Genomic DNA, 22,169 nt, shown 5'->3' on the forward strand with positions numbered 1-22,169 from the left:
CGCGCCTGCGACGAGCGGGCTCAGGAAGCGACTCCGGCGAAGCCGGACGCCTGCCCGTAGAGCTTGTAGAGCAGGAAGTGGCGCGCGTAGTCGTGGCCGCAGTGGGCGTCGAAGAGCCGCACCGCGTGGTCGTCGGCGAGCACCCGGGCCCGGCCCGAGAACCCGATGCCGGTGATCTCGCCGCCGAGCACGCTGCGCAGCGCCGAGACGATCACGCGGCGGCGCACCGGTGCGGCGTCGCGCCAGTCCTGACAGACCATCACCTGCATCTCGGCGTACGACGGCGCCGCTGCCGCCTGCTCCGCCTGCGCGTGCAGCCCGGCCAGGCCGTCGCCGCGACGGGCCTCCTCCGCACCCGCGCCGCGGACCTGCCAGGCGCCGGCGAGCAGCACCAGGCCGATCAGCGCGGCGACGGCGAGCCGTCTCACCGGGTCTCCCGGCAGGTCGCCGCCTCGGCGTACACCTCGCAAAACCTGGTGAACGTCTCCCGGAAGGCCTCGGCCTCCCGGTCATCGACCGCGGCGGCCCGAGCGCCGGGTCGCGGCGGCGACGTGAACCACGGGCACAGCGGCTCCGCGCCGTCGGCCTCGAAGGCGAGCAGACACGAGATCAGCTCGCCCTGGTTGACCACGTCGCCGATGCCCAGGCTGAGCGCCGGGTTGGTGCCACCGAAGCAGTCAGGCAGCAGCAGCGGAGAGGTGGTCGGCGCGCCGCCGACCCCGGAGTTGGCCCACCAGCAGTTGGCCTGGTTGCCCGGGAAGGAGTCCCACCAGAAGTCGGTGCCGTTGCGCAGCGTGCGTCCGTCCGGAGCCCGCCCCATCACATTGTGATGGAACCGGTTGCGGTGCGAGGTCGAGGTCATCAGCGGGTCGCACCCGGCCTGCTGGTTGCCCGAGTCGGGCCCGCAGATCAGTAGGTCGGGTACGGCGAACAGCATCACCCCGCGCCGCCAGTTGTTCCAGAACCGGTTGTTACGGACCTGGTGGTTGTTCCCGCCGGCGATCCACATACCGGTGCCGACCGGGAACGGGAACGCGGGCTTCACGTCCGAGTCGGCGGCGTACGGGTTGAAGTTGTTGGAGTAGAAGTAGTTGCGCTCGATGAGCTGGGAGTCGTCCGGGAAGCCAGGGTGGCCGGCTGCGGTCACTACGTCGGTCTGCAGGCCGAGCGCATTGTCGTAGAAGTTGTTGTGGTGCACCCACACGGCGTTGCCGCTGGTCGCCGAGTAGCCGGCGAGGTTGTGGTGGAGATCGCAGCGGCGTACCTGCTGGTTGTAGCGGAACCTGGTGCCCGGCGCTCGCTGCTCGCCGGTCTCCGGGGGCGCTCCAGGATAGACGCCTGAGTCGCCGTGGCCGGCGGCCTCGCAGGTCTGGTGCACGCCGTGGTCGGAGACGAAGGTCAGGGTGCCGTAAAGCCCGTTGTAGAAGGACCTGAACCGGTCGAGCAGGTAGCCGTCGGTCTCCATCACGTAGATCCCGTGCTCGCGCGCGTGCCGGACCGTGACGTTGCGGAGCACGAACCCGTCGGCGCGCTGTGCCGCAATCCCGACGTCCTTCGCGGCACCGACGCCGGATGGCCCGCCGTTGCCGGCCGCTGCCCGGCCCGCCTCGACGACGACGTCCTGTGACCCGAGGCCGGAGCCCTCCAGCTGCAGGTTGCAGCGGATGCACGGGCCGAGGTCCGGGATCCCGCGACGGTCCAGCCTCGGCGGCTGCGGCGGGGCCTTGGTCCCCGGCTTGCGGCCGATCACCGCGATCAGGTTGGCGTCGTTCGGGCAGTAGTAGTGGTACTTGTACGTCGCGGCGCCGGCCGTGCGCGGAAAGTCGCTGAAGCTCTCGTACTTGTCGCAGGCGGGGTCGTGGGTCTTGAAAGCGCGTGACCTCGGCTCGGTGTAGACGCCGGGCAGCACCACGACCCGGTCGTTGTTGCCCGAGTCGGTGACTGCGGCCTGGATGTGGTGGTAGGTGCAGGCTCGGAGCAGCCGGACGTTGAACCGCCACAGCTGCCGCGCGTGCTTCTCGGTCAGCCGCCGCGGCCGCTCGGTCGGCCGGAACTTGTAGCCGTGCTCACGGGCGTAGGCGAGCGACCGCTGCAGCCGCCCCAGCGAGGGGTTGGCCGCCGGGCGATCGGTGCGGTGGCCCTGGCAGACCACCCGGGTGCGACCGGTCCGGGACTTGTCGAGCGCCGTGAACAGGCTGCGCGCCCGGGGCACCTTGCCGCCGGCGCAGGGCTTGACCGTGCAGTCCGGCGCCGGGTCCGGCCAGTACGCCGGCCGCTCGATGTGGGCCGCCGCCGGCGATGCCGTCGACAGCAGGAGCACCGGCGCCACCACGGCCACGAGAAGCGTGACCAGGGCGGGTGCCAGCAGCGCGGACAGAGAACGGAGCGGAACGACACGTCGCGACATCGGCAATCCCATCGCCAGCAGTTCCGGGCGCCGAGCCACCCGCCTTGATTGGACAACTGACCAACTGGCGGTGGGTTACGAAGTTCAGCCCGCGAAGACCTCGCGCAGCTTCGCGGCGAAGGCCGCCGGGTCGTTCTGAGGTGACCACTCGTTGGCAGCGAAGCCGCCGTGGTCGCCGGGGAACTCGACCGCTTCCATGCCGAGGAGCGCGGCCAGCGCCTCTCCCCCGCGTCGCGGCATCCCGGCTCCGCTGGTCGCGCCGACCGCTGGCACGATCCGCACACCCGACCCGCGGAGCGCCTCGGCGTCCGGGTGGTACGGCGCAATCGCCATGTTGTAACCCAGCAACGGGTCGTCGCGGCTGCCGTCGTCCTCGCTGGAGAAGCCGAACTGCTCGGGCGGTGGCGCCGCCTGGTCGAGGAAGTCGTCGGCGAACACGCCGTCGTGCATGACCAGCACCATGAACTTCGCCATCGCCGGACCCTGACCGCTGCGCTGATAGGTCTCGACGATGTCCCGGTTGATCCGCTCGAGGACGGGTCCGTCCTCGAGCAGGGCCGTCAACGGCGGCTCGTGGAGGACGACTGTGCCGACCTGCTCCGGGTGGGCCAGCAGCCATGGCAGCGCGACGACCGCGCCGCCGCTGGACGCGAACACGTCGACCTGACCCAGCCCGGTCGCCTCGACCACGCGGTAGACGTCGTCGGCGTGGATCTCGAAGCTGACCTCACCACCGTCGTCGAGCTTGCTGCGCTCGGCCATGCGCGGGTCGTAGGTGATCACGGTCCGGTCGTCGAGGTGCTCGACCAGTTGCTCGAACCCGGATGCGCCCATCGGTGAGCCGAACAGCATGACCGGCCGGTGCGGACCGGGTGTCTCCGGCACGTGCACGTCGTAGGCCACGACGGCGCCGGGGACGTCGATCGTGTGGTTGGTCGTGGTGGTCGTGCTCGTCATGGGGCGTCTCCTCCGCGTCGGGTTCTTCTGGTCAGACCGGCGCGGCCGCCCAATCTCATCGCCGGACGGCGACTAGGGCAGCGCGACGACTCCGAGCTCGGCGGGCGAGGCTAGCAGCGGGTTCTTCGGCAGCACCCGGACGGTGTAGCCGAAGGGGCCGGTGCGAGCCAGTGGTACGTCGCCCTCGAAGCGGTGCCGGCCGTCGTCGTACGACTCGGCCAGCTTGAGCGAGCTCACTTCGGTATCGACCAGGTCGTCGTCGTGGGCGACCGTGCCGTGCACCAGCTGGACGTCGACGTCGTCGGGCGAGAGCTCGCCGAGCGCGACGAACGCCCGCGCGGAGAGCACCGAGCCCACCTCGGGGTCGTCGGCCACGCCGGAGGACTCGACGTGCTCGACCCGGACGCCGCTCCAGGCGGCCCGCACCTGCTGCTTCCAGGCCGCGAGCGCGCTGGCGCCGCCGAAGTCGTGGTTGACCGCCCGCGAGGTCTCTGCGGCCGGCACGTAGAGCTGCCGGACGTAGTCCTGCACCATCCGGCTGGCCAGCACCTTCGGGCCGAGCGAGCGCAGGGTGTGCCGGACCATCTCGATCCAGCGGGACGGAAGCCCGGCCCCGTCGACGTCGTAGAACCGCGGCGCGACCTCGTTCTCGATCAGGTCGTAGAGCGCGGTGGCCTCGATGTTGTCGCGGTGGTCGGTGTCGTCGACGCCGTCGGCGGACGGGATCGCCCAGCCGTTGTTGCCGTCGTACCACTCGTCCCACCAGCCGTCGAGGATCGACAGGTTGAGGCCGCCGTTCAGCGCCGCCTTCATGCCGGAGGTGCCGCAGGCCTCGTAGGGGCGCAGCGGATTGTTGAGCCAGACGTCGCAGCCGGGGTAGAGGGGCAGCGCCATCGCGATGTCGTAGTTGGGCAGGAACACGATCCGGTGCCGGACCTCCGGGTCGTCGGCGAAGCGGACCATCTCCTGGATCAGCTTCTTGCCGCCGTCGTCGGCCGGGTGCGACTTGCCGGCGATCACCAGCTGGACCGGGCGCTCCGGGTGGAGCAGCAGCCGCTTGAGCCGCTCCGGGTCGCGCAGCATCAGCGTCAGCCGCTTGTACGACGGCACCCGGCGCGCGAAGCCGATCGTGAGCACGTCGGGGTCGAGCGCGTTGTCGATCCAGCCGAGCTCGGCCGGGGCAGCGCCGCGCTGCTCCCACGACTTGCGCAGCCGGCGCCGGGCGTCGGCGACCAGCCGGGCGCGCAGCTCTCGCTTGGTACGCCAGATCTCGTCGGAGGAGACCTTCTCGACGGCCCGCCAGACATCCGGGTCGTCGAGGTAGTCGGGCGAGCCGTGCTTCTCGGCGAGCTCGAACACCTCGCGGGCCACCCAGGTCGGGGCGTGCACACCGTTGGTGATCGAGCCGATCGGCACGTCCGCCGCGTCGAAGCCTCGCCACAGGCCGTTGAACATGCCGCGCGACACCTCGCCGTGCAGCTGCGAGACGCCGTTGGCGCGCTGGGCCAGGCGGAAGCCCATCACCGCCATGTTGAAGACGCCCGGGTCGCCACCGTCGAAGTCCTCGGCGCCCAGCGCGAGCACCTTGTCGACCGGAAGGCCCGGCGTCGGGCTGTTGCCGCCGAAATACTGGCCGATCAGCTCCTTGGGGAACCGGTCGATGCCGGCCGGGACCGGAGTGTGGGTAGTGAACACGGTGCCGGCGCGGGACACCTCCAGCGCGGTCTCGAAGTCCAGGCCCGGGCCGCCCTCGGCGACGGTCAGCTCGCGGATCCGCTCCAGGCCGAGGAAGCCGGCGTGGCCCTCGTTGGTGTGGAACACCTCGGGCGCCGGTGCACCGGTGATCCGGGAGTGGGCACGCAGCGCCTTCACGCCGCCGACGCCGAGCAGCAGCTCCTGCAGCAGGCGGTGCTCGCCGGTGCCGCCGTACAGCCGGTCGGTGACGTCGCGCAGCGGGGTGGGGTTGTCCTCGGTGTCGGAGTCGAGCAGCAGCAGCGGCACCCGGCCGACGTGGGCAACCCAGATCCGGGCGCACAGCTCTCCGCCGCCGGCCACCGGGATCGCGACCTGGGCGGCCGAGCCGTCCTCCTCGCGCAGCTGCGACAGCGGCAGGCCGTGCGGGTCGAGAACCGGGTAGGTCTCCTGCTGCCAGCCCTCGCGGGACAGCATCTGCCGGAAGTAGCCGTGCCGGTAGAGCAGGCCGACGCCGACGATGGGTACGCCGAGGTCGGAGGCCGACTTCAGGTGGTCGCCGGCGAGGATGCCGAGGCCGCCGGAGTACTGCGGCAGCACCGAGGTGATCCCGAACTCCGGAGAGAAGTAGGCGATCGAGGCGGGCGCGGGGCCGTCGTCCTGGCCGTGCCGCTGGTACCAGCGGTCGCCCGTGAGGTACTCGTCGAGGTCGGTGCGGGCGATGTCGAGCAGCTTGAGGAACTTCCGGTCGGCGGCCAGCTCCTCCATCCGCTCGCGACCGACCGACCCGAGCAGCCGTACCGGGTCCTGGTTGGTCGACTCCCACAGCTCCGGGTCGATGGCCCGGAAGATGTCTTGGGTCTCGGGGTGCCAGGACCAGCGAAGGTTGATCGCCAGATCGCCGAGAGCGGTCAGCTTCTCGGGCAGGACAGGACGGACGGTGAAACGTCGAATGGCGCGCACGCGGATGACCGTAACGCATCTACTTGGATCGTTCCAAGAGGTGGTGGCGGAATCCCCGGCTGACCGGGGATTCCTGACGTTGTCGGCCGTTGCAACACCCAACAAGGTCAGGGAGCGCCCGACAACCCTGCCCGAATTGCCCGCTCAGCCGGAAACGGAGGCAAGCCGGTCCGCGACCTGGCCGGCCTCGGGGCTGCCGAGGCGGAGGTAGGCGTCGTACGCCGCGCGCCAGGACGTCACCGCCCGGCTCGGCTCGCCGTCGGCCCGGGCGCAGTCGCCGAGGCCAACCTCGGCGCGCGCCTCGCGGTACGGGTCGCCCATGTCGCGGGCCACCAGCAGCCCGGTCTCGAGCAGGGCGCGCGCCTGGTCGAGCTCCTGGTCGGCGAGCAGCAGCTCGCCGAGACCGATGTGGGAGTCCGCCTCCGCGCACCGCGCGCCGCTGACCTGTGCTCGCTCCATGGTCATGACGAACGTCGCCCGCGCCTGGCCCGCCCGCCCGGCCGCGGCACAGACCTGACCCTTCACGGCCAGGCACTGCGCCTCGTAGGTGTCCTGGCCGGCGGCGTGCGCCAGGCCGACCGCCTCGTCGGCGAGGTCGAGGGCGTCGCCGTGGTCGCCGCGCAGCGACCGGATCCGGGCCAGCAGCCGCAGCGTCAGCGGCCGGTCGGCCTGGAGGCCCAGCGCGTCCTCCAGCTCGAGGGCGGTCCGGGCCTCGGCCTCCGCGGCGACGTGGTTGCCGCGGAGCAGCTCGATCTCGGCCAGCGCCTTGGCGACGTACGCGAGGTTCTGCCGGTCGCCGGCGTCCCGGGACACGCCCACCGCGGTCTGCAGCAGCCGGTAAGCCAGCTCGATCTCGCCGAGGTACTGGTTCATGGTCGCCAGGTTGCCGAGGTAGACGCCCTCGCTGCGGGTGTTGCCGTCGGCCTGCGCGGCCTCCAGCGCCACCTCGAATGCCGTCTTCGCCTCCACCAGCCGGCCCAGCCGGGAGTACACCGCACCCAGCGAGTTGTACGCCGCGCCGCGGCGCCTCTGGTCGGCGGCGGAGGTCGCGATCACCGCCCAGTAGAGCGCCTCCTGGAGCTGCCCGCTCTGGTCGTGGATCCCGGTCAGGTTGCTCGCGGCCTTGGCTCGGTGGGGTCCCTCCCCCAGGCCGATCACGGCCAGGTTGACCGTGCGCGCCTCCTCGAACCGGGCCGCGCCCGCCAGGTACGGCGTGATCGCCACCGACAGCTCGACCAGATGGTCGGTGCGCTGGTCGTCGCGAGCAGCGAGCGCGCAGGCGACCACGTTGCCGGCCTCGAGGTCGAGCCAGTCCCGGGCGGCGGTGACGTCGGCCAGCGGTGGCAGCGGCTGCCAGATCTCGAAGTCGATCTCACCGCCCCGCAGGTGCTGGTCCGCGACGCCGACCGCCTCGGTGTAGTGCCGGACCAGCCGAGTCGACGCCTGCCGCTGGGCGCTGCGCGGCAGCTCGGCGCGGACCAGGCCGCGCGCGAAGTCGCGGACCAGGTCGTGCTGGCGGACCGATCCTTGCTTGTCGCGGCTGACCAGGTGCTCGGCGACGAGCTGGTCGAGCGCGGCCTCCGCCCACATCGGCCCCTGTCCGGCAAGCGCGGCGGCCGCCCAGGGCGTGACGTGGTCGCCGGGGTGCAGCGCGAGCAGCTGCAGCATCGACTGGGCATCCTCCGGCAGGGCGTCGTACGACGCCGCCAGGGCCGGTCGGACCAGGTCGTGCCGCGAGATGGACTCCAGCCGGTGCACCTGGTCCTCCAGCGACCAGGAACGGGTGCGCGCGAGGTGGGCTGCGGTCAGGCCGAGGTGCAGCGGCAGCCCACCGCACAGCTCGACCAGCCGTTGCGCCTGCACCGGGTCGGCGTCCAGCCGCTCGCTACCGATGGCGGCGGCCAGCAGCAAGAGCGAGTCCTCGTCACCGAGCACGTCCAGGCTGACCTGGTGACCGGCCAGACCGATCGCGCGCCGGCTGGTGATCAGCACCCGGCTCGGGCCGGCCGGCAGCAGCGGGGCGACCTGGTCGTCGCCGACGGCGTTGTCGAGGACCACCAGCAGTCGTTGGCCCTCGGTGATCGCACGCAGCCGGGCGGACCGCTCGGCCGCCCCGAGCTGCTGGATCTCGGCTCCGCTGACGCCGAGCTGGCGCAGCATCGAGCCGAGCGCTGCCGCTGGATCCACCGGCGGTTGGTCGGGGTCGTAGCCGCGCAGGTTCACGAACAGCTCGCCGTCGTACCCGCCCTCGACCAGCAGCCAGCGGGCCACGGTCAGCGCCAGCTCGGTCTTGCCGACGCCGGGCATGCCGACCACGCTGGACACCGTCCCCGGAGGCTGTGCGAGCAGCTCGATCAGCTCCGCCTCCCGGCCGACGAACCTAATGCCTGGCGCTGGCAGCTCCGACAGCACCCGAGCCAGCCCGGCCGCCGAGATCGAGCCCTCGATCGCGGCGTGCGCCTGACGCCACTCCTCGACCTGGCTGCCCGCGCCGAGCGCGCGGACGATGTCGGCGAGCAGGTCGGGATCGACCCGGCTCCGGCCTGGTCGGAAGCAGTCGTAGACGGTCACCTTGCCGACGCGCTGCTCGGCCGGCGGAAGTCCGCGGGCGGCTCGGTCCTGCCGGATCCGGCGGGCGATCTCGGCGTACGACGGGCGGCCGGCCCACTGCCGCAGCTCGACCAGGCGACCGCTCAGGTCATCCAGACTGGCGGCCGGCGATGGTCCCGGCGGCGCACTTCTTCCACTTTCCCCCGTTTGCATATGCAGATGTTAAGCCTGTTCGTTCGGGATCGTTCGGGATCCGGGACGAACGGTTATGCGCACTGGAAGTCTGTGGGCTGCCGAGCGCCGGGCTGTCTGGCCCGATCGGCGGGAGCCGGTTGCCCTGCGCGGGGGTGAGGGCGACCGGCTCCGTCGCCCCCAGGTTGATCGATCGAACCCCAGCCACGGTGTGACACCTCCCTAGGGTGCTGCCGCGCCGCCGTAACAACCGCTCGAGGGGTCGCGTTTATCCCGTATGGCGATCATCAGCACACTCCGGAGCCGCATCCGGCCGTCACAGGCCATCGCCGCGGGGCTCGCCGCGGCCCTGGTTGTCTCGATGCCGAGCGCCGGCGGCCAGCCCGCACCGGCCGGTCCGGCTCCGGACTCGAAGCCGGTCGTCACGCTCGGCGACTCCCCCGCCGGCCTCGCCGACCTCGACGCCCGGGGCCGGGCCCTACCCACCGCGAGTCGCCGCGCCGCGGTTGGCGTCCTCGGCGCCGACGTCCGCTGGAACGCGTTCGGCACCCCGGCCTCGATCCTGCCGCGCGACGGCTCTCTCGGCAGCGCCGGCGCCAGTCCGGTCGCAGCTGCCCGGGCCTGGCTGCGCAGCCACCGCGTGGTGTTCGGCCTGACCTCCGGTCAGGTCGACCGGCTGGAGCTGGTCAACAGCCAGGCCTTCACGCAGAGCAGTGCCCGGGCGGTGCTGTTCCGGCAGCGGTTCGGCAGCCTGTCCGCCGCTCTCGGTGGGCAGGTGACGGTCGGGGTGGCGGGCGGAAAGGTCGCCTACGTCTCCTCCTCGGTCGTGCCGAGCGCCCAGCAGGCCCCGGCTGCCGAGCTGACGCCGGTCGAGGGCTGGCTCGCGGCGGCCCGCAACGTCGGCCGCGCGGTCGCGGCGGACGACGTCGACCTGTTCGCCCGCGCCACCTCAGCCCTCGGCTGGAACCGGCTGAAGGTCCCCGGTTTCGCCCAGGACCAGCTGGTCAGGCTGCGCGCGCTACCGCTGGCCGACGGCCGCGTGCGACCGGTCTTCGAGGCCAACGTCGTGGACACCGAAGGCGGCAGCGCCTTTGCGTACACCCTGATGGTCGACGCCGTAACGGGCAAGGTGCTGCACCGGCAGAACCAGGTCGAGCACTCCAGCGACTTCGTGCCGTTCAACGGGACGATGACGGCAACGGCTTGCGGTCCCAAGCACCCGTTCGCGCTGACCGACGACAACACCCGGACCATCCAGGTGACCGCGAGCGCCGTCATACCCACCAACGACATCGTGGTGAAGCTGTGGTCGCCGGACGGGCAGCTGCTCGCCTCGCAGGACACCGGGACCAGCCCAGAGCCGCTCCTCTACACCAGTGACCAGCTGCCCGAGGGCGTGTACTCCGCGCAGGTCTGCCCGTTCGACGCGCCGACGGTGCCGTTCCTCGAGCCCGGCGCGTACGCCGGCACCGTGGCCACGTCCGACGCCGGGGCGCCGGAGCCGCCGTCCGTGCCGCTGCCGCGCTGGCGCTTCTTCCCCGCCAATCCGACCCTCAACTGGTCGGCTGGCCACACGCCGCGCAACAGCGTCATCGGCTGCTGGGCCACCCGCTGCTCGCTGCCGAGCGGGCCACTGGAGCAGCCGTGGGGGTCGCCGTGGGACACCCTGCCGCACGCGCACCTGCCGAGCTTCACCACTGTCGGCAACAACGCGGTGACCCACGAAGCGTGGGTGAGCCCGCTGACGCCGGGCGGGCTGTTCCAGGCGCCGGTCTCACCCACACGTGAGTACACCGAGGCGTTCACCGACCAGTGGAACAACAAGCGCTGCGACCCGACCACCACCCTGGTGCCGGGCGGCAACGACATCAACGCCGTGACCGGCAACCTCTTCGTGTCCCACAACCGGATGCACGACTACGCCTACGGGCTGGGCTTCACCGAGCGCAACTACAACCTGCAGGCCGACAACCTGGGCCGCAACCCCGACCCGACCCGGGCCGGCGACCCCGAGATCGGCAACGTCCAGGCGGGCGCGATCGGCGGTCTCCAGAGTGGCCTCGGCCGCGACAACGCCAACCAGATCACGCTGCAGGACGGCGTACCCGGCATCACCAACCAGTACCTCTTCCAGCCGATCGCCGGCGCGTTCTACTCACCGTGCGCCGACGGCTCGCTCGACATGAGCATCGTCGGCCACGAGTACACCCACGCGATCACCAACCGCATGGTCGGCGGCCCGGACGAGGGCCTGACCTCCGAGCACGGCGGCGCGATGGGCGAGTCCTGGGGCGACCTGGTCGGGGCGGAGTACCTGGTCAGCCACGGCTACTCGACCGGCACCAACCCGTGGGCGGTCGGCCCGTACGCCACCGGCAACAAGACCCGCGGCATCCGTGACTACGCCATCAACGCCAACCCGCTGAACTTCAGCGACTACGGGTTCGACAGCACCGGCGACGAGGTGCACGCCGACGGCGAGATCTGGAACGGCACCATGTGGGACGTTCGCCAGGCCCTGGTGCGCAAGTGGAACGCGCGTTATCCCGCCACCAACCGCTCGCTCCAGCTCGCCTGCGCACAGGGCTCCGCCACCCGCTCGCCGCTGCCCGCGAGCCGCTGCCCGGGCAACCGGCGGTGGGTCCAGCTGATGTTCGACTCGTTCCTGCTGCAGCAGGGCGCCACCTCGATGCTGGACGCTCGCGACGCACTCCTGGCCGCGGACCGGATGAGGTTCGGCGGCGCCAACCAGACCGTGCTGTGGAACGCCTTCGCCAAGCGCGGCATGGGCTCAGACGCGCGGACACCGAACGCCGACTCCGGCGCGGTCACCGCCGGTTTCGCATCGCCGAAGGCCAGCAACGCCCGAGTCGCCTTCAAGGCGGGCGTGGGTGGCCGGGTGTACGTCGGGCACTACGAGGCCCGGGTTAGCCCGGTCGCCGACACCGTGCGCGGCACCAGGCTCGACAACGTCGTCCGGCTGACGCCCGGCCGCTACCAGCTGCTCTTCCAGGCGCGCGGCCACGGCTTCAAGCGGTTCACCGTCACCGTCAAGCCCGGCGAGCGGCGTACGGTCGCGATCTCGGCGCCCCGCAACCTCGCCTCGAAGACCGCCGGCGCGAAGGTGATCGCGGCCAGCCCCGGATCCATCAACACGGCCTCTCTTATCGACGACACCGAGGCGACCAACTGGGCCGGCATCAACGACGGCACCAACGTGGACGCCAGGCATCCGTTCGTCACCGTGGACCTGGCCGGCGGCGTACACACCGTCAAGCGGGTGCAGGTAAGCGCCATGCTGAGGCCTGCCCCCGCGTCGCCGACCGACCTGCCGCTGGCCGCCGACCCGGACTCGGGCTCGCGGTTCACCGCGCTACGCCGCTTCGCTCTCGAGGCCTGCGTCAGCAGCTGCGCGAGCCCTGGTGCAAGGTGGAAGCGGTTCTACACCTCCTCGGCGAACGCCTTCCCGGCGGTGAAGCCGCGCCCGGTCGCACCGAACCTCATCCTGCGCGGGTTCGACGTGCCCGACGTCCGGGCAGCGGCGATCCGGCTGGTCGCCCTGGAGAACCAGTGCACCGGCTACTCCGGCTACGCCGGCGACCAGGACGACGACCCGCTCAACGACACCGACTGCAAGTCGGCCTCCGACCGCGGTCAGTCGGTCCGGGCGGCCGAGCTGCAGGTGTACTAGTCGCAAGCACCGAGTGGTCTCCGACGTCGGCCGTGGGCATGCTGCTGGCCCCGCCTCCTGGTAAGTGACGGGGTCTGGGGCGGGGTGGCTACTGGTCCGGTGGAGCCGGGTCGAGTGGGGTGGTGCCTTGGTGGTCGCGTTGGTAGGCGAGTCCGTGGGGTGAGGTCCAGTGGTAGGTACCGTCGGGGTCTCGGCGGTAGCGCCAGCCGGCGTGGGTCTTCAGTCGGTGATGCCGTCGGCACAGCGGCGCGAGGTTGTAGGTCGCGGTCCGCCCGCCGCGGGCGTACGGCGTGATGTGGTCGAGGTCGCAGGACCGGGCGTTGCGGGTGCAGTGCGGGAACACGCAGGCCGGGTCGCGGGCGATCACGTGGTCGCGGATCCGGTCCGGGATCTCATAGGCGCCGGTGGCGAGCCGGTCGGTCAGGTCGATCACTGGTTTGACGGTGACCTGGGTTTCGGGCCGCCCACACCAGTCGCGGACCTGGTCGGCCAGGAGTAGCCGATCGCCTTCCTCCAGGCGCGCGACGTGTACGTCGTCCGCGGCCGCGCCGGTGATGGCGGCGTCGGTGAGATGAACGTGGAGCACAACCTCGCGAGTCCTGGTCGGCTTGAGGTCGAGTCCGAGTTGGGTACGGGCCAGGTCGCCCAGCGCAAGGGAGCGGCGCACGTCCAGTGACTCGGTGCAGCCCAGGTTTTTCAGCACAGCTGCCCGGTCTGACAAGGCAGCGTCGAGGTCGTGGGCGTCGGCGATGTCGAGATCAGCGTCGATGTGCAGGGTGCCGTTGAACGACACCTGGTCGCGGTGGATGGTGACGTGGCGGCGATCCGCGGAGATCTCGGCGGTCTCGACCACGCTGGCTGGGTCGATGCGGGCGATGGCTTCATCGATGAGGCGCTGGGTCTGGGCGGGACCGATCTTGTGGGCGACCGGCGCAACGTGGCGGTCGACGTAGTTCGCGGCTGCCGGGGACAGTGTCGGGGTGTGGTCGGCGATCCGGCGGGCCCGCCACGCCTGGAGGTCGCCGGCGTGGACCCGGTCCCACAACCTCGGGAGCCGGTGCCGCAGCTCCACCGCGTGACCGATCAGGCTCTTCCCGGCGTCGGTGGTCAGCCCGAGCGCGGCCGCGAGCTCCGCGACGCACCACTCCGCGACCAGCGGCGTGCCCTCCCCGGCCATCGGCATCCCGACTCCGTGTTCCCAGTACGCCGCCGCATCCGCGTCGGCCGCGGCGGGATGCATCTCTGCCCAGGCGGCCGCGGCGGCCAGGATCCGGGCTTCGGCGGCATCGGCGGCGGCGCGGTCCGCGCGCACCCCGGCCAGCAGCGCAGCCGATGTGGCCGTGCTGCTGGTCGAGGTGAACGCGGTTGCTGTCATGGCTCCAGCCAACCAGCCACCACCGACATTTTCACGCTCAGAACCCCGGTTGTGGATAACTTTCCGAAAGAAGATTCGACCCAACACTCGCGGCCCGGAGGGTGGTCTCGACGGAGCGGCACGGTTGCCGGCGACTGCACCACCCATAGGGTTGGCAGCATGATCGGACGCATCCCCGTCGTCGATGTCACTCCCGTCGTCGACAGCGGGCGCTACCCCGCCAAGGCCGTGGTCGGCGAGCCCTTCGACGTCACCGCGCTGGTGTTCCGCGAGGGCCACGACGAGCTGGGGGCCGGCGTCTTACTCACCGGGCCCGACGGCGTACGCCGGCCGCCCGTCGTGATGTCCCCCGTCGACGGCGACCTCGACCGGCACCGGGCGACGGTCGCCGCCGACGCCGAGGGCGAGTGGTCCTTCGAGGTCGAGTCGTGGGGCGACCCGTTCGCCACTTGGCGCCACAACGCCGAGATCAAGGTGCCCGCCGGCATCGACGTCGAGCTGATGCTGGAAGAGGGTGCGCGGCTGCTGGAGCGGGCCGCCGGCCTCGCCGCGACCACCCCGGCCGCCAAGAAGGTGCTGACCGCCGCCGCCACCGCGCTCCGCGACGGCCGGCTGCCACCCGAGGTCCGGCTCGCCGCCGGCGTGTCTCCCGAGGTCGGCGCCGCGCTCGCCGAGCACCCGCTGCGCGACCTGGTGAGCAGCGTCGGCCCGTTCCCCGTCTACGTCGACCGCGAGCGGGCGCTGTACGGCGCCTGGTACGAGTTCTTCCCGCGCAGCGAGGGCGCTCGGGTCGACGAATACGGCAAGGTCGTCACCGGCACCCTGCGCACCGCCGCCAAGCGGCTGCCCGCGGTGAAGGCGATGGGCTTCGACGTGATCTACCTGCCGCCGATCCACCCAATCGGCCAGGTCAACCGGAAGGGCAAGAACAACACGCTCACCCCGGGCCCCCACGACACCGGTTCGCCGTGGGCGATCGGTTCCGCCGACGGCGGGCACGACGCCGTACATGCCGATCTCGGAACGCTGAAGGACTTCGACGCGTTCGTCGCGAAGGCGACCAAGCTCGGGCTGGAGGTCGCCCTCGACCTCGCCCTGCAGTGCGCACCCGACCACCCGTGGGTCACCGAGCATCCGGAGTGGTTCACCACGCTGGCCGACGGCTCGATTGCCTACGCCGAAAACCCGCCGAAGAAGTACCAGGACATCTACCCGCTCAACTTCGACAACGACCCGCGCGGGATCTACGCGGAGGTGCTGCGGGTGGTCCGGCACTGGATGGCGCACGGCGTGCGGATCTTCCGGGTCGACAACCCGCACACCAAGCCGGTGCAGTTCTGGGAGTGGCTGCTCGCCGAGGTACGGCGCACCGACCCGGACGTGATCTTCCTGTCCGAGGCGTTCACCAAACCGACCATGATGCGCACGCTCGGCATGATCGGCTTCCACCAGAGCTACACGTACTTCACCTGGCGCAACGCCCGCTGGGAGCTCGAGGAGTACTTCCGCGAGCTCGCCCACGACACCGCCGCGGTGATGCGGCCCAACTTCTTCGTCAACACCCCGGACATCCTGCACGCCTACCTTCAGTACGGCGGGCCGGCGGCGTTCAAGATCCGCGCGGTGCTCGCCGCGACCGCCTCACCGAGCTGGGGCGTGTACGCCGGGTACGAGCTGTACGAGCACGTCGCGGTCAAGCCGGGCAGCGAGGAGTACCTCGACTCCGAGAAGTACCAGATCCGGATCCGCGACTGGGCACTGGCGGAGGCCGAGGGCCGCTCGCTCGCGCCGTACCTCACCAAGCTGAACCAGGTCCGGCACGAGCAGCCCGCCCTCCGGTTGCTGCGCAACATCACCGTTCACAGCGCCGACGACGAGAACGTCATCGTCTATTCCAAGAAGCGCGACGACAGTGTCGTGATCGTGGTGGTCAACCTCGACCCGCACGGCGCCCGCGAGACCACCGTCCATCTCGACCTGCCCGCCCTCGGCCTCGGCTGGGACGACCAGTTCGAGGTCCACGACGAGATCACCGACCAGACCTGGACCTGGGGTCAGCACAACTATGTTCGCCTCGACCCGGGGTTCGAGCCGGCCCACGTCCTGACCCTGCGCCGGCCAGGCTGAAGCGCTGCATCGACGTCCTTCCATATCGGACGCCTATCTGGGTGAGGGGATAGGAACGACAGAGGGAATGCTCGACGCACGGGTGAGGACGAGGTCACCGGTACTTCAGATCCGCTGCGCGAACCGCAGGAGTCGGGTCGCGTCATCAGCGGCGGTATGGGCGCACCCGGGCCGGAAAGGGACGATATGGCCGCGGCTGACATGCGGGCGTGGAGAGTGTCGGAGGCCCCCATCCCGATGGCGCTGGCGAAATGAACACAGTGGGTCAGCCGGAACGTCGGCCACCGGAGAGGGGGTATTCGCTTGTGTAACTAGGCGGCGGGGGAGGAGCCTAGTTACTCCGCAGGACCGCGAGGGAGTCCCCCATGGCGATCGATGAACTGACAGACAGCGTCTGTGAGGTGCTGGAGCCGCACGCGATGTTCTACAACGCCGGCCGAGACGACGGCACTCGGTATTACGTTGGCCCTGAGGCGGTCGAGTTCCTCTCGCTGCTTCTCACCTCCGTCGCGCTACCGGTCCTCTCCAACGTGCTCAGCGACCAGCTCAGGCAACGTCTTTCGAACCGAGCCAAGCGCCGCGCCGAGAGTACGACCGACATGGACGCCGTCGAGGAGGCCGCGGCAGTAGCTGCGTCTGGACCGGCACCCGCAGAAGAGGTGCTCGCCGCGGCCCGTGCTGCGGCGGCTGAGGTGCTGACTGATCACGGCTGGCCATCGCGGATCGCCGAAGCGGACGGCGCCCTCGTCGTCACGCAGGTCGTCACGACGATCTGGCGAACATGACCGCGCTCTCCAAAGACGAGGTCCGCGTCGCAAAGGACTCGGAGTTGGTTGCGCGAGCTGCAGCATTCGCCGAGTTCGAGTCGGAGCTGGAGGGTTCCCAAGTCGACGCGTCACGGTTGTTCGACCTGTCACGGAGCGCGGGCCTGGGCCCCGACGGCAGCGATCACTTGCCCGATGACACAGTGATGCTACGGATGCCGGACGCACCGTTTGGACCGTACGAACTCCGAAGAGGCATCGCTGGGCAAGCCCTCACCTGGAGCGACTACCACTCGGCGTGGACACACTTCTGCAGTCATTGGGCAGTCGCCGCCTCGGAGCGCTCGCGTGGCGACTACCCGCGCGTATTGCTCTCTCGGCCATCCTCAGTGACGACGCGGGCTCGCTTGAGAGCCACCGCGACCAGGTAATCGAACTGTGGAACGAACGATGGCTGCTCGACAGCTTCATGGCGGGACAGATGCTCGCCTCTGTTGAGCGGGCCCACGGCGTTCCACACGACGACAACCGCCTCGACGAGCTTCTCGACGAGGTAATGGAAGGCTTCCGAGTGGCGAAGGATTCGTCTCTGACTCTCGACACTTGGTTCGACGCTATTCACCAGCTCAGCCCGCATGTGCATCTGGGAATGGCGTTGGCGCACGACCAAGACAACAATCGAGTGCACCGCATCTTCGACGAGCTGTCCGCCGACACAGGGACGGCCCTTGGTTACCTGGTCCCGTTGTACCTGCGAGGAGAGAGATTCTCCTCCCAGCATCTTGAGCCGGACTTCTTTGGAGTGATGCCTAGCACAAAGGATCTGCGTTACAAGCTCAACGCGAGGGTCTTCTTTCCCCGATTCTGGTTCGAGCAGGCAGTGGAGTGGCTGAGCGATCCGGTCTCTGTCCGGCCGGCTGCCCTGGATGAGGTCGACGTCTTAGCGGCGCTCGGACTTGCCTTCAGCCAGTCGTTCGACTTCTGCGCGATGGCCTTGTCGTGGGAACTTCCTGCGAAGACATGACCAGGCCCGAGCCAGCGAGACAACACTCGGCGCGACCCTCCCGGACCTGGTTGTCGTCTTCGATCCCGCATCAATCTGGGCGGAGGGACGCAACAGCGAACATCCAAGGCAGTGCCACCTCGGTCTGGGCTGGGCCGACCAGTTCGAGGCCACGACGAGATCACGGACCAGAGCCGGGACTGTGAGCCAGCGCAGCTGCGTCCGGCACGACCGGCCAGGTTCTCACCCTGCGCCGGACCGGCTGATCATGTTGCAGTCCATGCAGCTGTACGGTCGTCGGCTCGGAGGGTTTGTACGCGGTGCGAGAGTTCGAGCCCAGCCGCGTCCGAGCCGGCCGTCGCTCTCCGGATGAACGTGCCGAGCGTGTGCAGGTCGCGAATTGCGATCAGGACGTCAAGACCCGGCCAGCCTGAAAGGTCTGTGCCGTAGGCCGCTGCGAAGCTGTCGAGCTCCACCCTGGTACGTCCGAAGCGAGCGCCCTGATAGGTGTTGGCGAGGTCCAGCTCGCGTGGGCCGATCGCAGTGTCGTCCCAGTCGCCGAGCACGACTACATCGCCGCGCCACAGCAGGTTTCCTGGATAGGCATCGCCGTGGATGTGGCCGTGCTCAAGTACCCAGTCGAGGTGCTCGCATTGGTCAAGCAGGGTGAGTCGCCGGTCGTGGAGCCAGTCACGTTCTGACTTGGTGAGCACGGTGCTTTCGGTCACGAGACGGTCGAAACCCCTCAGCGGCGCGAACGTCGGCAGTGTCATCGGTGGGGGCGGCGTCGCGTGGAGTAGCCGCAAAATCCGACCGAGCTCAACCGCGGCGGGCGGTCTGCGGTCACCCTGCTCGTAGAAGTTCCAGAAGGTCACAACATAGGGACCGACAACCTGTGGCTGCTCAACGTCGGCCGGCTCGGTGACACCGACTCCCTGGTCCGCAAGCCATCTGGTGACCTCGATGGCACGATGCGCGCCGTCGGTCGCTTCGCTTCCCGAGCGCAGGCGGGCGACCATATGGCACGCCGGTAGGAGGAAGACCGAACTCGCGTGTTGCCGCAGGGGCATTGCACCGGACGCATCGACGCCGGCGCGACGTGAGGCGTCAACCAAGGTGGCGCGAAGGTCTGCGGTCACCGCACCGAGGGTAGCTGGGGCCGAAGCCCACTCAGCTGGAACTCGGTCAGGGCAGCGCCAAGTTCACGGCCCGTCGATGACCTGCTCATCGGCCGGCTTGCCAGGAGTCGTTGCGTCCGGCTGGTCGCAACGTCCAGCTGCTCGATTCGACGATCAGCTGGAAGTGCGAGCACAGGTGCAGACGCACTGACAGCGCCGTCGACATCACCTGCGGCAATGCGGGCGTTGACGACATCCATGCGAGCCAGAGCCTCGTCACCATACGAACGCTCGGCTTCTGGACCCGTCTCGTACGAAGCGGCTGCGGACAGGGCGTACTGCTCGGCCAGGTGGTGGTCGCCAAGCAGACCGTAGGTGCTGCCGAGGTAGTACTGCTGCTTCGCTTCGGGGAAGCTGAGGATGCCACCGAGCTCGGTGACGTCGTCGGCGTCCGCATCTGTTTCTCGGAGCGCTTGCAAGGTCGCTATGGACTTCCTTGCTTGGTCGCGCTGGCCGACCCGCGCGGCTGCACGCGCTTCGATCGCGGCTAGCCGAATCCGCGACTCACGCGAGGACGCGAATCGTTGTCCCGCGGTAGCGAGGCCAATGGCGGAGCCGCGTGCGGTCGACCATTCGTGGAACAGCGCGGCAGTACCCCGAGACCACGCCTTCAGGGCGTCGTGGCCAGCTACATCGGCGCAGGTCCAGGCACTTCGAAGCTGGCTGAGCGCAGCCCCATGGTGCCCGATGTTCTGAGACGCGTGCGCGAGGAGCAGGCAGGACGTGCCAGCGAGGAAGTAGAGGTCGCGCATCTCGTCGGGCCGACGCTGAGTTTCGAGGAGTTGGAAGATGTTGTCACGGGCGCCGACGAGACCCCGAAGGAGGCTGCTTAGCGGCGCGTGGACGTAGCCGACCGCCAGCCTGCTCAGCTCCCAACGCAGATAGTCCGTCCCAGCATCGTCATGTGGGAGGTCGCGAGCCCGCGCGGCGAAGCCAAGTGACTGACGCGCGGCGAGGTCCGCCAAACCCTGGAGGTCGTCACCAGTCGGCGCCACCTCCTGGACCACGTCGCTCTGGCCAGGGAGCCGGAACCACAGCAGGCCGGCCGGAATGTCAAACAGTCGCGCTAGCTCGATCAGCTTCCCTAAGTCCTGGATAGGCGGCCCGTTCTCAATCCGGCTCAACCGAGCCTGAGACGTTCCCATCCAGGCAGCCACAACGTGCTGCGGCAGCGGTTCACCGTGCCATGGGTGTAGCCGGTAAGCGGCGATCGCGCGGCCGATGTGCCAGGCCGCCAGAGCGTTCCTCAAGGTCGGCTCATCCCAGAAGGACGCCGGTACGGCTGGCGGACAGCTGGTGAGATCACGAGACGTCGACCGGCAGGCGCCGCAAAGGCTTCCTGTGTTGTCACGGGCAAGGCGCGTACCACATCGACACGTGCGCCCGCCCTCGGCGATTGACGCCATCCTGGCCACCTCCGGCCACACGATCGGAACCCGGGCTGCAGTTTCGCACATTGGCTGGACATTTCGTCGCCATCCATGACGTCGAGGACATAAGCGACTATGCGCCGCCGGTCATGAGCACCGGCCCCATGCGGATAGAGCATCAACGGCATGCCGCACCGCTCTCCAATAGCCCCGCACAGCGTGCCCCGCGTGTTCATCCTGACGCGTCACCGCGATCCCAGTGGCATCAGTGGCACGGGGGATGTGGCCGAGGGCGTGGAGTGGTCCGACGGCACGGTGTCGCTCCGATGGAAGGGCGAGCATCCCTCTATCACCTTCTGGCAGAACGGAGTACCCGCGGTTGAGGCCGTGCACGGTCACGGTGGCGCTACGAAGGTTCGCTACCTCGACGAACCGCGATCGACTCTTCCGAATGTGGCGCGGCGCTAATGACGTCCCCTCAACCGGCGGAGCGGGCGTGCCGAACATCCCGAGTCCGCGCCCGCTCCGCCATGCCACTTCACCACACCGCGTAAGACACCTTGAAGGAGAACCTGTCCATGACTGACGCCCACGCGCCACCGAGGATCGCCAAGACGTTCCATACCTTGATCCTCCAGCCGACGACACTGTGCAATCTGAACTGCGCCTACTGCTACCTGCCGGACCGCAAAAGGCAACGGCTTATGTCAAAGGCGGTCGCTGAGTCGTGCGCCGCCTCTATCGCGGAACAGGCATCATCCTCGGCAGTCGACGTCGTCTGGCACGGCGGCGAGCCAACGACCACTCCGTTGTCGCATTTCACGTCGCTGCTAGAAGCGTTCGAGCCCTTGCGACGGGCGGGCCAGGTTCGCCACAACATCCAGACCAACGGAACGCTGCTGACAGCGGAGTGGCTGGACCTCTTCCTTCACTACGACATCCGGGTCGGTCTCAGCGTGGACGGACCTCAGGCGGCGAATGCGGAGCGCGTTGACTGGGGCGGACACGAGACCTGGCAGCGAACCATGCGCGGGGCGAGGCTGCTGAGCGCCAGCGGGCTGCCTTTCAGCGTCATCTGCGTGGTCACACCGGCGACTATCGATCGCGTCAACGAACTCGCTGACTTCTTTGCTGGACTGGGCTGCGAGTCAGTTGGCTTCAACCTTGAGGAACAGGAGGGAAGTGACCGGCCCGAGATCGACGAGGAAGATGCCTACCACTTCTGGCGACGCCTCGTGGAGCGGCGGATGGGCGGCGAAGTTCTGCGTATCCGCGATCTGGATCGGCTTGCTGAACACCTCGGTTCGGCAGCCGCGGCCGAGACCCACGTCGTCTTTGATCCGATCCCGACCGTGGCCTACAACGGCCAGGCAGTCCTGCTCTCCCCTGAACTTCTCGGCATCGATGACCCAAACTACGGCGACTTCGTTGCCGGGAATGTCTTGAGCCAGTCACTGCCCGCCATGCTCGTCGCGAGCCACTCGCTTCGCTACGTGCGGGAGTTCGATCAAGCGCTACGTGACTGTGCGGCCAGTTGCGACTTCTACTCCTTCTGCCGCGGAGCTCAGGCAGGAAATCGGTACTTCGAGCTTGGCACGTTCGCAGCTACAGAGACGAGGTACTGCCGCACCACCAAGCAGGCGCTCGTCCGGGCTGCTAGCGACGTCCTGGTGCGAGAGGAGGTGAAGACAACATGAGCCCTCTCCGTACCCTCGAGGCTGCGCCGCAACAGCGGCTGGCCGCGTTCGGCGTGGTCGAGCCGGCACCGACTGAGCGCAGCGCACAGCCCGTGGCGCCGGCGATGACCTGGGACAACCGACCATCGTGGGACAACTGGAGCCGACGATAATCCAGACGGCGCCGCTGATGGGCCGTGATGACAGCCCGTCAGCGGCACCGA

14 protein-coding genes are annotated in these 22,169 nt (G+C 69.4%); 6 read left to right on the top strand and 8 right to left on the bottom strand.

The features are described 5' to 3' along the window. Positions 1 to 20 precede the first annotated feature (20 nt). The 5 genes from DDV73_RS12385 to DDV73_RS12405 form a co-directional block, all read right to left on the bottom strand. Positions 21 to 428, bottom strand: a complete 408-nt coding sequence (locus DDV73_RS12385; protein WP_109507562.1) for a hypothetical protein — start codon at positions 426 to 428, stop codon at positions 21 to 23. After that, a complete protein-coding gene (locus DDV73_RS12390; RefSeq protein WP_109507563.1) occupies positions 425 to 2,407 on the bottom strand; it encodes a right-handed parallel beta-helix repeat-containing protein in 1,983 nt (660 codons plus the stop codon). Before DDV73_RS12390 ends, DDV73_RS12385 begins: the two co-directional genes overlap by 4 nt. An 84-nt stretch (positions 2,408 to 2,491) precedes the next feature. Next, positions 2,492 to 3,364 carry an alpha/beta fold hydrolase gene (locus tag DDV73_RS12395; RefSeq protein WP_109507564.1) on the bottom strand — a complete coding sequence of 291 codons (873 nt, stop codon included), beginning with the start codon at positions 3,362 to 3,364 and terminating at the stop codon, positions 2,492 to 2,494. A gap of 72 nt (positions 3,365 to 3,436) precedes the next feature. Then, the gene (gene glgP, locus DDV73_RS12400) at positions 3,437 to 6,019 is read right to left on the bottom strand and encodes an alpha-glucan family phosphorylase (protein WP_109507565.1); all 2,583 of its coding nucleotides are present in this window, start codon (positions 6,017 to 6,019) and stop codon (positions 3,437 to 3,439) included. Positions 6,020 to 6,163: 144 nt separating this feature from the next. Further along, the gene (locus DDV73_RS12405; RefSeq protein ID WP_109507566.1) at positions 6,164 to 8,782 is read right to left on the bottom strand and encodes an ATP-binding protein; all 2,619 of its coding nucleotides are present in this window, start codon (positions 8,780 to 8,782) and stop codon (positions 6,164 to 6,166) included. A gap of 256 nt (positions 8,783 to 9,038) precedes the next feature. On the opposite strand from DDV73_RS12405, the gene DDV73_RS12410 reads away from it, so the two are divergent. Beyond that, entirely contained in the window at positions 9,039 to 12,452 is a 3,414-nt protein-coding gene (locus DDV73_RS12410) for a M36 family metallopeptidase (protein WP_109507567.1), read from the top strand. Positions 12,453 to 12,540: 88 nt separating this feature from the next. Here the strand turns inward: DDV73_RS12410 and DDV73_RS12415 are convergent, their stop codons facing one another. Further along, the gene (locus DDV73_RS12415; protein ID WP_161962372.1) at positions 12,541 to 13,827 is read right to left on the bottom strand and encodes an HNH endonuclease signature motif containing protein; all 1,287 of its coding nucleotides are present in this window, start codon (positions 13,825 to 13,827) and stop codon (positions 12,541 to 12,543) included. A gap of 159 nt (positions 13,828 to 13,986) precedes the next feature. On the opposite strand from DDV73_RS12415, the gene DDV73_RS12420 reads away from it, so the two are divergent. From DDV73_RS12420 to DDV73_RS12430, 3 genes are all read left to right on the top strand, one after another. Then, positions 13,987 to 15,954, top strand: a complete 1,968-nt coding sequence (locus DDV73_RS12420; protein ID WP_109507569.1) for an alpha-1,4-glucan--maltose-1-phosphate maltosyltransferase — start codon at positions 13,987 to 13,989, stop codon at positions 15,952 to 15,954. Positions 15,955 to 16,319: 365 nt separating this feature from the next. Then, positions 16,320 to 16,739 carry a hypothetical protein gene (locus DDV73_RS12425; RefSeq protein WP_109507570.1) on the top strand — a complete coding sequence of 140 codons (420 nt, stop codon included), beginning with the start codon at positions 16,320 to 16,322 and terminating at the stop codon, positions 16,737 to 16,739. A 277-nt stretch (positions 16,740 to 17,016) separates the two neighbouring features. After that, positions 17,017 to 17,742 carry a hypothetical protein gene (locus DDV73_RS12430; protein WP_109507571.1) on the top strand — a complete coding sequence of 242 codons (726 nt, stop codon included), beginning with the start codon at positions 17,017 to 17,019 and terminating at the stop codon, positions 17,740 to 17,742. Between the two features lie 245 nt (positions 17,743 to 17,987). Here the strand turns inward: DDV73_RS12430 and DDV73_RS12435 are convergent, their stop codons facing one another. Next, entirely contained in the window at positions 17,988 to 18,860 is an 873-nt protein-coding gene (locus DDV73_RS12435; protein WP_154402746.1) for an aminoglycoside phosphotransferase family protein, read from the bottom strand. After that, positions 18,857 to 20,149: a helix-turn-helix domain-containing protein gene (locus DDV73_RS12440; RefSeq protein ID WP_154402747.1), complete on the bottom strand. Its 1,293-nt coding sequence runs from the start codon at positions 20,147 to 20,149 to the stop codon at positions 18,857 to 18,859. Before DDV73_RS12440 ends, DDV73_RS12435 begins: the two co-directional genes overlap by 4 nt. A 698-nt stretch (positions 20,150 to 20,847) precedes the next feature. Here DDV73_RS12440 and amcB point away from each other — a divergent pair. Together amcB and DDV73_RS27935 are read left to right on the top strand one after the other, a co-directional pair. Continuing rightward, positions 20,848 to 21,966, top strand: a complete 1,119-nt coding sequence (gene amcB, locus DDV73_RS12450; protein WP_109507575.1) for a cyclophane-forming radical SAM peptide maturase AmcB — start codon at positions 20,848 to 20,850, stop codon at positions 21,964 to 21,966. Further along, positions 21,963 to 22,118: a hypothetical protein gene (locus DDV73_RS27935; protein ID WP_154402748.1), complete on the top strand. Its 156-nt coding sequence runs from the start codon at positions 21,963 to 21,965 to the stop codon at positions 22,116 to 22,118. The genes amcB and DDV73_RS27935 overlap by 4 nt, the downstream gene beginning before the upstream one ends. Positions 22,119 to 22,169 lie beyond the last annotated feature (51 nt).

Source organism: Nocardioides speluncae (assembly GCF_003121585.1).
GTDB classification, from domain to species: domain Bacteria; phylum Actinomycetota; class Actinomycetes; order Propionibacteriales; family Nocardioidaceae; genus Nocardioides; species Nocardioides speluncae.